Below are 14942 nucleotides of genomic sequence, written 5' to 3'. Positions count from 1 at the left end.
TCCGGTCCGTCCGCCCGGACCGCCGAGCTCGATGAGCACCTCGACCGGCCGCCCGGCCCCTGCGGCGCGCAGTGCCTCGTCCATCAGCAGGACGCTCTCGACGCCGTCCACCCAGGAGACGAAGCCGAAGTCCGGGTCGGCGTCGAGCTCGGCGGCGAGCCAGCGCAGACCGGCCGGGTCGAGCAGCGTGTTGGCGAGCAGGATCCGCTGCACGCCGAAGGCGCGGGCGACGCGGACCTGGGGCAGGTTGGCGAGGGTGATGCCGTGGCTGCCCGCGTCCAGCTGGGCCTGCCAGAGGGCGGGCGCCATGGTGGTCTTGCCGTGCGGGGCGAGGGCGCCGCCGGCCTTGGCGCACCAGTCGGCCATGGTGCGCAGGTTGTGGTCGAGCGCGCCGGCGTCGAGGGTGAGCAGCGGGGTGCCGAGGCCGCTCAGGGTGGGCCCGCCGGCCAGCCAGTCCCGGACGGTGCGGCCGTGGCCGTCGGCCGGGACGGCCTTGAACCGCCAGTCCAGCACCTCGTCGGCGAGGGCCGCGACCGCGGCGGGGTCGATGCCCGGCCCGGTGCCGCCGCTTGCGAAAGCGCCGCGTGCGAAGGTCTGCTCCACCGTCTTCCTCCATCAGCCAAGTTGCAACATGCGCAACGAGGGTTGCACATGCTGGCATCACGGTTCTAGCATCGGCGCCGGACCACGGTCAACGGAACCGGGCCACGCCCAACCGACCCGGACCACGTTCCACCGACCCCGGCAACGCCCAACCGACCCGGACACCGCTCAACCGACCCGGACCACGTTCGGACGAGGAGCCCAGCAGATGCCGCGAGAGGACACCCCGGCCCCGGCGCGCCCCGGCCCGCCGGCCGCCGTGTGCGTGGGCGAGTCGATGGCCGTCCTGCTGCCGGACCGTCCGGGCCCGCTGGAGGCGGTGGACACCTTCCGGCTGTCCGTCGGCGGCGCGGAGTCCAACGTCGCCGGTGTCCTGGCCGCGCTCGGCGTGCCCACCGCGTGGATCAGCCGGGTCGGCGACGACGGTTTCGGCCGCCGCCTGCTCGCCGAGGTGGCCGCCCGCGGGGTCGACGTCTCGGCCGTCGCGGTGGACCCGCACCGCCCAACGGGCCTCTACCTCAAGGAAGTCGGCGGATCCACCGGCCACCACCACGACCTCGGGCCCGGCCGCAGCCGCCTGCACTACCACCGCCGGGGCTCGGCCGCCGCCGCGCTCTCCCCCGCCCTGCTGGACGACCCGACGGCCGCCCGCCTGCTGGCCGGCGCCCGGCTGCTGCACCTGTCCGGCATCACGGCCGCGCTCTCCGACGACTGCCTCGCCCTCCTGCGCGCGCTGCTCGCCGACCGCCGGCCGAACGACCCGAGCAGCCCGGCCCACCCCGCCCGCCTGGTCAGCTTCGACCTCAACTGGCGGCCCGCACTCTGGCGCGACCGCGACCCCGCCGTCCTGCCGCCCCTCCTCGACGCCGCCGACGTGCTGCTGCTCGGCGCCGACGAAGCCGAGGCCGCCTTCGGCACCGGCGACCCGGCCGGGCTGCGCCGCCGATTCCCGTCCCCCGCCACCATCGTCGTCAAGGACGCCGCTCAGGCGGTCACCGCACTCAACCGCGACGGCACCGCCGTCAGCGAACCCGCCCTCGTCGTCGAGGTCGTCGAGGCCACCGGCGCGGGCGACGCCTTCGCGGCCGGCTACCTCGCCGGCACCCTCCGCGGCCTGGACCAGCGCCGCCGGCTGCGCCTCGGCCACCTGAGCGCCGCCTGCGCCCTCACCGCCCACGGCGACCAGGCCGACCTGCCGCCCGCACCCGTCGTCGCCGCCCTGCTCGACGCCACCCCCGCCGCCTGGGCCGCCACCCGCGTGACGGCGTCCGACATCAGCAGCCCCGCACTCGACTCCCGGGCACGCCGCACCATCCAGAGCCACACCAACCAGAGCGGCACCAGCCAGAGCCGCACCAACCAGAGCGGCACCAGGCAGAGCCGGACCAGCCAGAGCCAGAGCCGGACCGACCACAGCCCGGGCCGGACCACCCCGAGCGGAGCACGATGAGCCAGACCGTCAGCCGCGCCCTGCGCATCCTCGCCGAGCTCGGCGAGGGCGAGCGCTCCCTCGACCAGCTGGCCGAGGTGCTCGGCGTGCACAAGACGACCGTGCTGCGCCTGCTCCAGAGCCTCGAAGCGGAACGGTTCGTCTACCGCGACGCCGCCTACCGCTACCACCTGGGCGCCGGCCTGTTCGCCCTGTCCGGCCTCGCCCTGGAGCAGCGCGGCATCCGCCGCATCGCCGCCCCGCACCTGGCCGAGCTGAACGCCGCCACCGGCCAGACCGTGCACCTGGCCGCGTACGAGGGCGGCGAGGTCGTCTACATCGACAAGTTCGACTCCCGCCACCCGGTCAGGATGTACTCCCGGATCGGTCTGCGCGCGGCACTGCACAGCGCCGCCGTCTCCAAGGTGCTGCTCGCCGACCTGCCGCTGCCCGAGCGGCGCCGGGTCGTGGCGGGCATCGACTTCACGCCGCACACGGCCAACACCGTCACCACGCCCGAGGCGCTGCTCGCCGAGCTGGAGAAGGTGGCCGCGCAGGGCTGGGCGCAGGACCACGCCGAGCACGAGGCCTTCATCAACTGCGTGGCCGCGCCGGTCCGGGACGCCAGCGGCCGGGTCGTCGCCGCCGCGTCGATCTCGGTGCCGGACGTCCTCCTCCCGTACGAGCAAGTACTGGACCTGCTCCCGCAGTTGCTCGCCACCACCCGCGCCATTTCGGCCGACTGCGGCCGCCCTGACCATAACTGACAGATCATCAGAAGGAACCCATGAGCGACAAGACCGAGATCCGCACCGACGGCGCGCCCGCCCCGGCCTGGCTGTTCTCCCAGGGCGTCCGCAAGGGCCCGATCCTGCAGGTCTCCGGCCAGGGCCCGCAGGACCCGGCCACCGGCGAGTACTTGCACCACGGCGACGTGAAGGCGCAGACCCGGCGGACGCTGGAGAACGTCAAGGCGATCGTCGAGGCCGGCGGCGCGAGCGTCGAGGACGTCGTGATGTTCCGCGTCTACCTCACCAAGCGCGCCGACTTCCCGCTGATGAACGAGGTCTACGGGGAGTTCATCGAGGAGAACATCAAGCCCGGCGGCGTGAAGCCCTGCCGCACCACGGTCTTCGTCGAGCTGCCGCAGGAGCCGATGCTGGTCGAGATCGACGCACTGGCCGTCGTCTCCTGACGCGACACGAAAGTGGTCACCGGGCCCGGACGCGCGAAGCGTCCGGGCCCGCTTGCCACCGGCGCCCGCCGCCCTTAGGTTAGGCTCACCTAACCAACAGGAGGTCCGCCATGGCCGCCGCGCGCCAGCACCCCACCGACGAGGTCGCCGAGCCCACCACCGCGGAGCGGGTCCACAGCCTGCTCACCGCCACCCCGTCACTCACCGTCCGCGCCCTCGGCGAGCACCACGACCTCGACAGCCCGATCGCCGTCCACGGCTCCCGGCTGCGACTGCGCGCCCCCATCGACGCCCCGCTGACCCTCGCCGCCGTCGACGCCCCGGACGGCCTCGCCGTCGTCCTGGACGTCACCGACGTCTCCCCCGTCGCCGTCCGCGACCGCGTCCGAGCCCGCCTCTCGCTGGCCGGCCGGCTGCGCCTGGCCCACCTCGCCGACGACGGCCTCAGCGTCCACCTGCGCGTCGACGTCGCCCACGCCGTCCTGTCCACCCCGTACGGCACCGGCGCCGTCACCGCCGCCGAACTCGCCCTCGTCGCCCCGGACCCGCTCGCCCGCACCGAGGCCGGCCTGCTCACCCACCTCGCCGACGACCACGCCGACGCGCTCGCCGTCCTCACCCGCCTGCTCGACCCCGCCCTGCTCGCCGGCCGCCCCGCCGTCCGCCCGCTCGCCCTCGACCGCTACGGCCTCGTGCTGCGCCTGGACCACCCGCACGGCCACCGCGACGTCCGCCTGGTCTTCCCCGAACCCGCGGCCGACACCGAGGACTTCGGCCACCGCATGCACGACCTGCTGGCCGCCGCCCAGAACGCGCTGCCCGCCCGCCATCACTGACGAACCGTCAACTGCGCTCCGCCGCATCCTCCAACACGATCCGCCCCATCCGCGCGTACAGCTCCGGCCGCCGCCACCGCATGACGAGCGCCAGCGCGATCCCGCCGCCGAAGGCACCGATCATCAAGTACGGGATCAGCCGGAACAGCAGCGTGCCGGCCGCCGCGGCCGCCGCGGCCGCCGTCCGCCACCCGCTCGCCGCTCTGGACCGCCATCCGGCCTCCTCCGCCCGTCGCACCCATCCGCCGCGCCCGCCACATCCGCCCGGCGCCATCGCAGCACGCCGAAGGCCCGCACACCGAACAAATCGTCAACGAACGACCACTCCCGCCGCTCCACACGGCCTTCTCTTGATCTCCACGTCAGCTGGCTCTCATGGAGGTCTCACGGTCGCGGTGGATCGTGGTCCGACGAAGGACGCGTACCCGGGGGATGTGGAGCCATGACGGCGAAGGGCAAGGAAAGGCCGGGCGCGGCCCGGTGGTTCGGCCGGATGACGCTCCGGGGCCGGCTCGCGCTGTTCACCGCGGCCGCGGTGTCGCTGGCAGTCGTGGCCTGCGCGGTGGCCGGCTGGTTCGTCGCGCGCAACGAGATGGTCAACCAGGTCGACCGGACGCTGTCCCACGCGTGGACACCGGGGAAGCGGCCGCCGAGCGGACCGCAGCTCAAGTCCCTCGCCGACCTGTGCCACGGCACGGCCGGGCAGCCCTGGATGCCCAAGGGCGGCAGCATCCCCACGGTGATCGTCGCCGACGGCACCTCGTGCCCGCCGAACGACCCCCGCGCCGTGACCGTCGCCCCGGAGGACCTCCCGATCGCGGGCAGCGGGAGCACCGGACCGCACGCCGCCTCGCTGTTCCGCGACGGCCGGACCGCCGACGGCACCCCAGTGCGCGTCTATGTGGTCAGCATCGGCCCCGTCGGCTACGGCGGGAGCGGCGGGACCGGCCCCACCGCCGCCGTGGCGATCTCCCAGCCGCTCGAACCGGTGCAGGACGCGCTCACCGAACTCGCCCTGATCACCGCCGGCGCGGCAGCGGTCGTCATCGCGCTCGCCGCCGCGGGCGCCCTGTGGATCGCCCGCACCGCCCTGCGCCCGGTCGACCGCCTCACCCGCGCGGCCCAGCACATCGCCCGCACCCAGGAGCCGGGCATGACGATCGAGGTGTCCGGCCACGACGAGATCGCCCGCTTCGGCGAGGCCTTCAACGCGATGAGCACCGCCCTCGCCGGCTCGCTGGACAGCCAGGCCCGGCTCATCGCCGACGCCGGACACGAACTGCGCACCCCGCTGGCCTCGATGCGCACCAACGTCGACCTGCTGATCCGCAGCCAGGAGACCGGCCGCCCGCTGCCCGCCGCGACGCTCACCCGGATGCTCGGCAACATGAAGGCCCAGATGACGGAACTCTCCACCCTCATCGGCGACTTGCTCGAACTCTCCCGCCCCGCCGAGTCCCGCGATGCCAAGCCGCTGCCCGTCGTCGCCCTGCACGACATCGCCGCCCGCGCCGTCGAACGGGCCGAACTGCGCGGCCCCGCCCTCGCGTTCGGCGCCGACCTGGCCCCCTGGTACGTCCGCGCCGACCCGCACGCGCTCGAACGCGCCGTGATCAACCTGCTCGACAACGCGGTGAAGTTCAGCCCGCCCGGCGGACGGATCGACGTCTCCCTCGCGAACGGCGAACTCACCGTCCGCGACCAGGGCCCCGGCATCGCCGCCGAGGACCTCCCGCACGTCTTCGACCGCTTCTGGCGCTCGCCCTCCGCCCGCCAACTGCCCGGATCCGGGCTGGGGTTGGCGATCGTCGCCCGGACCGTCCGCGCCACCGGCGGCGAGGTCACCCTCGCACCCGCCGGCCCGGACGGCGGCACCGCCGCGACCGTCCGACTGCCGGGCGCGGCCACGCCCCCGCCCGAGACACCCCCACCCGCGAGCCAAAGCTGAGGCCACGACAGCGCCCCCAACGACAGCGACCGGCCCGGCACACGAGGTGGGCGTGAGCCGGGCCGGTCTGGGCGTGTCCCGCGCCCATGTCCGCCGGTGCGACGATCAACCGGTCGAGCGGTCACCCGACATGACCATCCCGGTTGATCTCTTCGCCCCGCACCCGCGGTGGTCCGTCATCCCCGGAAGGGGAGGTCAGAGAGCGACGCCGTGCGCCCGGAGGTAGGCGACCGGGTCGATGTCCGAGCCGTACTCCGGCCCGGTGCGGATCTCGAAGTGCAGGTGCGGGCCGGTCACGTTGCCGGTCGCACCGGACAGGCCGAGCTGCTGGCCGACGGTGACGGACTGGCCGACCGTCACGCCGATCGAGGAGAGGTGCGCGTACTGCGCGTACTTGCCGTCGGCGAGCTGGATCTCGACCTCGTTGCCGTAGGCGCCGTCGTAACCAGCCTTCACCACGACGCCGTTGGCGACGGCGCGCACCGGGGTGCCGGTGGAGGCGACGAAGTCCTGGCCGGTGTGGTGGCCGGAGGCCCACATCGAGCCGGCGACGCCGTAGGCCGTGCCGAGCTCCGGGTTGGCGACCGGGGCGACGTAGCCCGAGGTGGCGGCGACCGGAGCGGCGGCCGGGGCCTTGGCCGGCTGGGCCACGGTGGCCTGGACCTGCACCTGGGCACTCGGGGTGGTGGCCTCGGTCTGGACCTGCACCTGCGGCTTGGCGGCCGGGGCGGCAGGCTTCTGGGCCGGAGCGGCCGGAGCGGCCGGAGCAGAAGGCGCGGCCGAAGCAGCAGCCTGAGCGGCGAGCGCGAGCGACTGACCCGGGAAGATCAGGTCCGGGTCGGCGCCGACGACCGAGCGGTTGTGGTCGTACAGCGCCTGCCAGCCGCCCTCGACGCGCTTGGCCTCGGCGATCTTCGACAGGGTGTCACCACTGACGACCCGGTAGGCGGCGTCGCCGTGGGCGGCGGCCGGAGCGGCCGGGGCGGACGCGGCGGCGACCGGGGCGGCGGGGGTGCCGGGGGCGGTGGTGTGAGCCTGGGCGGTCAGCACGGAGACGAGCGGGAGGGCGAAGGAGACGCCGGTGACGGCGGTCGCGATGCCGATGCGGGCGGCGCGGGGCAGGGCACGACGACGAGCGTGAGCAGGCATGGAAGTTTCCTCTCCGACGCCTGCGAGGTGAGCTGTCGGGTTCGGGCTGGAGTTGCCCGGCCGCATGCGCGGCTTCACCCCAAGCCGGCCCTGGATTCCCGCGCCAACAGCGCGAATTCCGGTCCGGCGACTTACCTGTGGGTCCCCCGCTCCTGCCGTACAGAGTTCAGTGCGAGCCACCGGGCAGCGGCAGGACTCGGCGTTCCACCCGGTGGATCCGTCCGGGCTGGCCGGTCGGTCGCTGAACTAAAACTCATCCGTCCGGGTGAAGCAATGTCGATCTCTTGAAGCCACAACAACCCCCTCCAGCACGATGACGCTCCGAATGATCCAGGGCACGGTACGTGCACAATCCATTCACCGACCGCAACGGATCAACGACCCTCCGCCCACCAATCCACCCCTAAGTAGCCAGACGGCCACCCACCGCGACCCCCGGACGCACCACCGGTGACCCTTGTCACGTCCACCCCGCCGGGCGGAGGATCGGGCCGTGGCCACAACCAACGCCGGCACCCTGCGCCTGGGCACCGCGCAGGGGCGCTGGGTACTCCTGGCAACCGTGCTCGGATCCAGCATGGCGATGCTCGACGGCACCGTCGTCAACGTCGCCCTGCCCCGCATCGGCGCCGACCTCGGCGCCTCCCTCGCGTCCCTGCAGTGGACGCTGAACGCCTATCTGCTGACGCTCGCCGGGCTCATCCTGCTCGGCGGCGCGCTCGGCGACCGCTACGGCCGGCGCCGGGTCTTCCTGCTCGGCGTCGTCTGGTTCGCCGTCGCCTCCGCGGCCTGCGCCGCCGCGCCGAACATCCAGGTGCTGATCGCCGCGCGCGCCGTCCAGGGCATCGGCGGGGCGCTGCTGACGCCCGGTTCGCTCGCCATGCTCCAGGCGGTCTTCCACCCGGACGACCGCTCCGCCGCGGTCGGCCTGTGGTCGGGCCTCGGCGGCGTGTCGGCCGCGGTCGGCCCGTTCCTCGGCGGCTGGCTCGTGGACGGCCCCGGCTGGCGCTGGATCTTCCTGCTCAACCTGCCGCTCGCCGCCGCCGTCATCGCGGTCGCCACCCGCTACGTTCCCGAGAGCCGGGACGAGAGCGCCACCGGCCGCTTCGACGTGCTCGGTTCGCTGCTCGCCGCCCTCGCGCTCGGCACCCTCACCTACGCGCTGACGGCGGCCGGCGAGGGCCTCTCCCCCGTCGTCTGGGCCAGCGGCGTGCTCGGGCTCGTCCTCGGCGCGGCCTTCATCGCCGTCGAACGCCGCGCCCCCGAACCGATGCTGCCGCTCGGCCTGTTCTCCTCACGGCTGTTCACCGCCGTGAACCTCGTCACCCTCTGCGTGTACGCGGCGTTCAGCGGCGTGTTCTTCCTGCTGGTCGTCCAGCTGCAGATCGTCGCCCGCTTCTCGCCGCTGGTGTCCGGCCTGGCCCTGGTCCCGATCACCGTGCTGATGCTCGCGCTGTCCTCGCGCGCCGCACGGCTCGGCAAGCGGATCGGCCCGCGGATCCCGCTCACCATCGGCCCGCTGCTGTGCGCCGCCGGGGTGCTGCTGATGCTGCGCGCCGGCGCCGGCTCCTCCTACTGGACGGACGTCCTGCCCGCCGTCGCGGTGATGGGCTCCGGCATGACGCTGCTCGTCGCCCCGCTGACGGCGACCGTCCTCGCGGCCGTCGAGGTGCGGCACGCGGGCATCGCGAGCGGGGTCAACAACGCCGCCGCCCGCGCCGCCGGCCTGCTCGCGGTCGCCGCCCTCCCGGCCCTGGCCGGCCTGAGCGGCGACGCCTACCGGGTGCCGGCCGCCGTCGACGACGCGTTCCACACCGCGATGCTGATCTGCGCCGGACTCCTGACGGTGGGCGCGATCACCGCCTTCACCACCATCCGCGGCAACGTGCTGGAACCCGAGGACCACCCGGTCGCCGAGCCGGACACCGAGTGGTGCTGCGGCACCACCCCGCCCCTCGACCCCGGCCACGTCCACACGCACGAGGGCCCCGCCACCGGTCCGGCAGCAGGGCCCTCGGCAAGCTAACGCACCGTCAGAGAATGTCGGCCGGAGCGTACTTGGCCGCCTCCGGGTAGGCCGCGGCGACGGCCTCGACCTGACGGACGACCTCGGCCACCTGCGCACCGGCCGCACCGGTGAACGAGAGCCGGTCGGCCAGCAGCGCGTCCAGCGCGGCCCGGTCCAGCGGGATCCGCTCGTCGGCGGCCAGGCGGTCCAGCAGCTCGTTCTCGCGGGCACCGGCGCGCATCGCGAGCGCGGAGGCGACGGCGTGCTCCTTGATGACCTCGTGCCCGGTCTCCCGGCCGACGCCCGCGCGCACCGCGCCCATCAGCACCTTGGTGGTGGCGAGGAACGGCAGGTAGCGGTCCAGCTCGGCCTCGACGACGGCCGGGAAGGCGCCGAACTCGTCGAGGACGGTCAGGAAGGTCTCCAGCAGGCCGTCGAAGGCGAAGAACGCGTCCGGCAGCGCGACGCGGCGCACCACCGAGCAGGAGACGTCGCCCTCGTTCCACTGGTCGCCGGCCAGCTCGCCGGTCATCGACGCGTAGCCGCGCAGGATGACGGCCAGGCCGTTGACACGCTCGCAGGAGCGGGTGTTCATCTTGTGCGGCATCGCGGAGGAGCCGACCTGGCCCTCCTTGAAGCCCTCGGTGACGAGCTCGTGGCCGGCCATCAGGCGGATGGTCTTGGCCAGGCTGGACGGCGCGGCGGCCAGCTGGACGAGGGCGGTGAGCACCTCGAAGTCCAGCGAGCGCGGGTAGACCTGGCCGACGCTGGTGAGCACGTTCTCGAAGCCGAGGTGCCCGGCGACCCGGCGCTCCAGCTCGGCCAGCTTCTCGGTGTCCCCGCCCAGCAGGTCGAGCATGTCCTGCGCAGTGCCGACCGGCCCCTTGATCCCGCGCAGCGGGTAGCGGGCGATCAGCTCCTCCAGGCGCCGGAAGGCGACGAGCAGCTCGTCGGCGATCGACGCGAAGCGCTTGCCCAGCGTGGTGGCCTGCGCGGCGACATTGTGCGAGCGGCCGGCCATCACCAGCTCGGAGTGCTGCGTGGCCAGGCTCGCCAGGCGCACCAGTACGGCCACCGTGCGGTCGCGCACGTGCTCCAGCGACTGGCGGACCTGCAGCTGCTCGACGTTCTCGGTCAGGTCCCGCGAGGTCATGCCCTTGTGGATCTGCTCGTGCCCGGCGAGGTCGCTGAACTCCTCGATGCGGGCCTTGACGTCGTGGCGGGTGATCCGCTCACGGGCGGCGATCGAGCCGAGGTCGACCTGGTCGATCACCCGCTCGTAGTCGGCGACGGCGCCGGCCGGCACCTCGACGCCGAGGTCCTGCTGGGCCTTCAGGACGGCGAGCCACAGGTGGCGCTCGAGGACCACCTTGTGCTCGGGGGACCAGAGCTGGGCCAGGGTCGCAGAGGCGTACCGGGAGGCCAGGACATTGGGGATCTGGGGCTTCGCGCTCACGCTTCGCAAGCCTAACAGCCGAGGTCACGCCAACCGTCGGCGGATGGGGTAGGCTGGGCCGATTGAACGCGGATCAGACAAAGGAAAACAACCTTCTCGCCGCAAGGATACCACACCGATGCACGGAACTCCAGCGGAACCGCCCCACGCCGACCCGGCCCTCACCGAGGCCCTGCGCACCGAACAGCCCCGCCTCACGCGGCTCTACGCCCGCCTGGACACCGTCCGGGAGCAGGCCCGCCGCACCCTCGACCACGCCCACGACGGAGCCGGCGCGGGCGGCACCCACCAGGCGCGAATCGAACGCGAGGTGCGCGCCCGAGAGGCCGCACGCCGGGCCGCGCAGCTGGAGGCCGTCGAACGCGGCCTCTGCTTCGGCCGGCTCGACGGACGCGACGGCACCGTCCTCTACATCGGCCGCACCGGCCTGACCGACGAAGCCCACGAACCCCTCCTCCTCGACTGGCGCACCCCCGCCGCCCGGCCCTTCTACACCGCCACCCCCGCCGACCCCGGCGAGGTCGTCCGCCGCCGCCACCTGCACACCCGCGGCCGCGTCCTCACCGGCCTGGACGACGAGGCCCTGGACCTGGCCACCCTGACCAACCCCGGGCACCAGCGCCCCGCCCTCGTCGGCGAGGCGGCCCTACTCGCCGCCCTCGCCCGAGAGCGCACCGGCAAGATGGCCGGCGCCGTCGCCACCATCCAGGCCGAGCAGGACCGCGTCATCCGCGCCCCGCTGCCCGGCGCGCTGGTCGTCCAGGGCGGCCCCGGCACCGGCAAGACCCTCACCGCCCTGCACCGCGCCGCCTACCTGCTGTTCACCCACCGCGCCGCGCTCGAACGCCGGGGCATCCTCGTCATCGGCCCCACCGCGGGCTTCCTGCGCTACATCGACGAGGTGCTGCCCGCCCTCGGCGAGACCGAGGTCGTGCTGCGCACCGTCGGCGAACTCCACCCCGGCGTCACCGCCACCACCGCCGACCGGCCCGCCACCGCCGTCGCCAAGGGCGGCCCGTGGATGCCCGGGATCCTGCGCCGCGCCGTCGCCGCCCACCAGTGCGCCCCCGCCGACGGCCTCGACCTGGGCGACGGCCTGCGGCTGTCCGCCCGCGCCTGCACCGAGGCCCGCGACACCGCCCGAGCCCTCCGGCTCCCCCACAACCGGGCCCGCGCCTTCTACCTACGCACCGTCCTCGACGCCCTCGCCGTCTCCCAGGCGCTCACCCTCGGCCGCCCGTACGACGACGAGGAGGCCCACTACGCCCCGCGCGAGCTGTGGGACCGCCCGGACGTCCGAGCCGAGCTCGACCCGCTGTGGCCACTGCTCACCCCGGAAGAGCTCATCGAACGGCTCCTCACCGACCCCGCCCTGCTAGCCGACATCGCCCCCGACCACGCCGACGCCCTGCTGCGCCCGCCCGGCCACCCGTGGACGGTCGACGACGTCCCACTGCTGGACGAGGCCGCCGACCTCCTGGGCGAACCGACCCGAACCTCCCCCACCACCAGCCCCGAGGAATCCCCTGAACTCACCTACGCCGAAGGCGTATTGACCATCACCGGCCAGACCGACGACGTCCTCCTCGACGCCACCACGCTGGCCGGCCGCTTCCAGGACGACGGCCCGTACCGCTCCACCGCCGAACGCGCCGCCGCCGACCGCACCTGGGCCTACGGCCACGTCGTCGTCGACGAGGCGCAGGAGCTCTCCGCGATGGCCTGGCGCGCCGTGCTGCGCCGCGTCCCGGCCGCCTCGCTGACCATCGTTGGCGACCTCGACCAGACCGGATCCCCGGCCGGCGCCCGCAGTTGGGCCGAGATGCTCGACCCGCTGCTGCCCGGCCGACGGCGCGAGGAGCGGCTCACGGTCAACTACCGCACGCCCGCACCGATCATGGCCGTCGCCGAAGCCGTCCTGCGCAGCACCGACCCCGCCCGGCGCCCGACGGAGTCCGTCCGCCCCGGCACCGGACGCCCGAGCGCCGTCCACGTCCCGGACGCCGACTGGGCCGCCGCGCTCGCCCGCCTGCCCGCCACCCCGGGCACGGTCGGCGTGATCGCGCCGGACGGCCTGGCGGGCGAACTCGGCGCGCTGACAGTCGCCTCGGCCAAGGGCTTGGAGTTCGACACCATCATCGTGATCGAACCCGCCGCGATCCTCGCGCAGTCCGGCCGGGACCTCTACGTGGCGCTCACCCGCGCGACCCGCGGCCTGACCCTGCTCCACCACGCCCCACTCCCGGAGGCGATCGCCGCGGCCCTGTGACCACGGGGACGGGCGGCGCTACTGGGCGGCGCCGCCCGTCCGACCGGCCAGCACCGGCAGCACCTGCGAGCAGATCGAGTGCAGCGCGATGCGCTGCTCGTCCGTCATCGCCTCGAAGGCCTGGTGGGTGCGCGCCATCTCGCCGCGGATGCGGGTCAGGATGTCCCGGCCCTGTTCCGTGATCACGACGATCTTCACCCGCCGGTCGCCCGCCGCCGCCTCGCGGTGGGCGAGCCCGAGCGACTCCAGCCGGTCGACGATCCCGGTGACGTTGGAGGCGTCACAGCCCAGCCGCCCGGCCAGCGCGCGCATCGGCACCGGCTCCTGGACGGCGCCGAGCGCCTTGGCCTGGGAGGAGGAGAGCCCGTGCCGGGCCGCGGCCGCCGCGAAGTCCTGGAAGTACGCGGCGCCGATGGCGGCCAACACTTCCATCAGCTCGGCGTTGGTCGGTACGGTCGTCGTCGCTGTCGAACCCATGGGACCAGGGTACGGCCGAGTGCTTCAGCAACTCAAGCTTTGACCACGGCAACCGTCACGGAATCAACCGCCCGGCGTATCCCCCCATGATCAAAGCACCAGCTGATCGAACAGTCGCCGCAGCTCCGCCTCCGGGTCCGCGGTCAGCCCGGTGTGCACCGGGCCCGGCTGGACGATCGCACTGCGCGGCGCCGTCAGCCAGCGGAAGCGCTGCCCCGGAGTGTCCGACGCCGCCGGACCGGCCTGCGAACCGCCCGCGCAGACCGCCTCGATCCCGTACAGCGCCCGCCGCACCCCGTGCACGTCCGCCACCGGGTCCAGCGCCAGCAACCGCGCCTGGTCCAGGTGCGTCCGCGCGGCCAGGTGCGCGTTCTGCCGGCAGTACAGCAGCACGCCGACGTTGACGCACTCGCCACGCTCGACCCGCGGCACCGCGCGGATCACGGCGTACTCGTAGTCATGCAGCTCGACGGTCACGCGGGCACCTCCGGCAGCCAGTCGCGCGGACCGGCCAGTCGAGCGGTCAGCTGGGTGCGGTACGCGGCACGCACCGCGTCCGGCGAGTCGAAGCCCGGCTCGTCCACCAGCCAGACGTCCGGGATCCGCGCCACGGCCTGCTCGATCGCCGCCTCGGCGAGCGGCGCGAGGTCCTTGTCCGCGGCCACGAGGTCCGGCCCGGAGCGCAGCAGCGCGTGGTCCGAGGCGTCATACGGACGGCGGATCCACGCCGCGGCGCCCGCCCAGTTGTGGTGGAAGATCAGGCTCGCACCGTGGTCGATCAGCCGCAGCCCGCCGGTGGCAACCAACAAATTCGGATTCCGCCACGACCGGTCCACGTTGCCGATGAGCGCGTCGAACCAGAGCACCCGCCCGGCCAGGCCCGCGTCGACCTCGAAGCACAGCGGATCGAAGTTGAGCGCCCCACTGACGAACGCCATGCCGAGGTTGGTCCCACCACTGGCCCGCATCTGGTCCTGAACCTGCGGATCCGGCTCGCTGCGCGCAAGAACCGGATCCAGGTCGACCGTGACGAGCTCCGGCACCGGCAACCCGAGCCGCCGCCCCAACTCCCCGGCCAGCACCTCCGCAACCAGCGCCTTACGCCCCTGCGCGGCACCAACCCACTTCAGCGCATACAGCCGCCGGTCGTCGGCCTCGACCAGGCCCGGCATCGACCCGCCTTCTCGCAATGGCGTCACATACCGGACCGCCGTCACCTCAGGAAGCACACCCACCACCCTATCGGTGCCCCCACCCCGCACCAATGCACCCACCCCCTCACCCCGCACCAATGCACCCTCCCCCTCCCCAAGCCGCACCGATGCACCCACCCCCACCACCCACCCACCCCCTCCCCACCAAGGCGAGAGGGCGTGCTGCGGGAGGGGGTGGCGGAGGGGGTGGCCGCGGAGAGGGGCGTGACGGGTGATTTTCAGACTGCCAACGGCGAGAACACCCCACCCAACAGAGTCGGCAGTCGGAAAATCATCCAGCCCCCGGAGCGGCCACCCCCCCCGCCCCCCCCCCCGGGGCCCCCCCCCCCCCCCCCCCCCCCCCACACCCCCCCCCCCC

General features: G+C 73.9%; 13 protein-coding genes, 1 pseudogene and 1 riboswitch. Of the genes and pseudogenes, 7 read left to right on the top strand and 7 right to left on the bottom strand.

What is annotated here, in order from left to right; translation table 11 throughout:
• A pseudogene (locus tag AB0O00_RS16010) lies at positions 1 to 603 on the bottom strand (amino acid deaminase); the annotation flags it as partial.
• A 208-nt stretch (positions 604 to 811) separates the two neighbouring features.
• On the opposite strand from AB0O00_RS16010, the gene AB0O00_RS16005 reads away from it, so the two are divergent.
• The 4 genes from AB0O00_RS16005 (at position 812) to AB0O00_RS15990 (ending at position 4063) form a co-directional block, all read left to right on the top strand.
• Complete coding sequence (locus AB0O00_RS16005; protein WP_363652140.1) at positions 812 to 2053, top strand: sugar kinase; 1242 nt, start codon at positions 812 to 814, stop codon at positions 2051 to 2053.
• Entirely contained in the window at positions 2050 to 2799 is a 750-nt protein-coding gene (locus AB0O00_RS16000; protein WP_363652138.1) for an IclR family transcriptional regulator, read from the top strand. Before AB0O00_RS16005 ends, AB0O00_RS16000 begins: the two co-directional genes overlap by 4 nt.
• A 20-nt stretch (positions 2800 to 2819) precedes the next feature.
• A complete protein-coding gene (locus AB0O00_RS15995) occupies positions 2820 to 3227 on the top strand; it encodes a RidA family protein (protein WP_363652136.1) in 408 nt (135 codons plus the stop codon).
• Between the two features lie 110 nt (positions 3228 to 3337).
• Complete coding sequence (locus AB0O00_RS15990) at positions 3338 to 4063, top strand: DUF2470 domain-containing protein (protein WP_363652134.1); 726 nt, start codon at positions 3338 to 3340, stop codon at positions 4061 to 4063.
• Between the two features lie 7 nt (positions 4064 to 4070).
• Here the strand turns inward: AB0O00_RS15990 and AB0O00_RS15985 are convergent, their stop codons facing one another.
• Positions 4071 to 4301, bottom strand: coding sequence for a hypothetical protein (locus AB0O00_RS15985; RefSeq protein ID WP_363652132.1), 231 nt, complete (start codon positions 4299 to 4301; stop codon positions 4071 to 4073).
• Between the two features lie 204 nt (positions 4302 to 4505).
• Here AB0O00_RS15985 and AB0O00_RS15980 point away from each other — a divergent pair, with 204 nt between their 5' ends.
• On the top strand, positions 4506 to 6011 hold the full coding sequence (locus AB0O00_RS15980; protein ID WP_363652130.1) for a HAMP domain-containing sensor histidine kinase: 1506 nt from the start codon (positions 4506 to 4508) through the stop codon (positions 6009 to 6011).
• A 195-nt stretch (positions 6012 to 6206) separates the two neighbouring features.
• On the opposite strand, the gene AB0O00_RS15975 is transcribed toward AB0O00_RS15980, so the two are convergent.
• Positions 6207 to 7160 carry a LysM peptidoglycan-binding domain-containing M23 family metallopeptidase gene (locus AB0O00_RS15975; protein WP_363652128.1) on the bottom strand — a complete coding sequence of 318 codons (954 nt, stop codon included), beginning with the start codon at positions 7158 to 7160 and terminating at the stop codon, positions 6207 to 6209.
• A 2-nt stretch (positions 7161 to 7162) separates the two neighbouring features.
• Positions 7163 to 7342: riboswitch (cyclic di-AMP (ydaO/yuaA leader) on the bottom strand.
• A 311-nt stretch (positions 7343 to 7653) separates the two neighbouring features.
• Here AB0O00_RS15975 and AB0O00_RS15970 point away from each other — a divergent pair.
• Positions 7654 to 9186 (top strand): MFS transporter, encoded by a 1533-nt coding sequence (locus AB0O00_RS15970; RefSeq protein ID WP_363652126.1) that lies wholly within the window; start codon positions 7654 to 7656, stop codon positions 9184 to 9186.
• Between the two features lie 7 nt (positions 9187 to 9193).
• Here the strand turns inward: AB0O00_RS15970 and purB are convergent, their stop codons facing one another.
• Positions 9194 to 10633: an adenylosuccinate lyase gene (gene purB, locus AB0O00_RS15965; protein WP_363652124.1), complete on the bottom strand. Its 1440-nt coding sequence runs from the start codon at positions 10631 to 10633 to the stop codon at positions 9194 to 9196.
• A 109-nt stretch (positions 10634 to 10742) separates the two neighbouring features.
• On the opposite strand from purB, the gene AB0O00_RS15960 reads away from it, so the two are divergent.
• Positions 10743 to 12893 carry an ATP-binding domain-containing protein gene (locus AB0O00_RS15960; RefSeq protein ID WP_363652122.1) on the top strand — a complete coding sequence of 717 codons (2151 nt, stop codon included), beginning with the start codon at positions 10743 to 10745 and terminating at the stop codon, positions 12891 to 12893.
• Positions 12894 to 12911: 18 nt separating this feature from the next.
• Here AB0O00_RS15960 and AB0O00_RS15955 read toward each other — a convergent pair whose 3' ends face one another.
• The 3 genes from AB0O00_RS15955 to AB0O00_RS15945 form a co-directional block, all read right to left on the bottom strand.
• Positions 12912 to 13370: a MarR family transcriptional regulator gene (locus AB0O00_RS15955; RefSeq protein WP_363652120.1), complete on the bottom strand. Its 459-nt coding sequence runs from the start codon at positions 13368 to 13370 to the stop codon at positions 12912 to 12914.
• A gap of 90 nt (positions 13371 to 13460) precedes the next feature.
• Positions 13461 to 13847, bottom strand: coding sequence for a DUF3037 domain-containing protein (locus AB0O00_RS15950; protein ID WP_363652118.1), 387 nt, complete (start codon positions 13845 to 13847; stop codon positions 13461 to 13463).
• A complete protein-coding gene (locus AB0O00_RS15945; protein WP_363652116.1) occupies positions 13844 to 14599 on the bottom strand; it encodes a HipA family kinase in 756 nt (251 codons plus the stop codon). Before AB0O00_RS15945 ends, AB0O00_RS15950 begins: the two co-directional genes overlap by 4 nt.
• Positions 14600 to 14942 lie beyond the last annotated feature (343 nt).

This window comes from Kitasatospora sp. NPDC093558 (assembly GCF_040683475.1).
In the GTDB taxonomy this organism is placed as follows: domain Bacteria; phylum Actinomycetota; class Actinomycetes; order Streptomycetales; family Streptomycetaceae; genus Kitasatospora.
The sequence above is the reverse complement of the archived record's forward strand: the minus strand, read 5'-3'. Positions and strand labels throughout refer to the sequence as shown.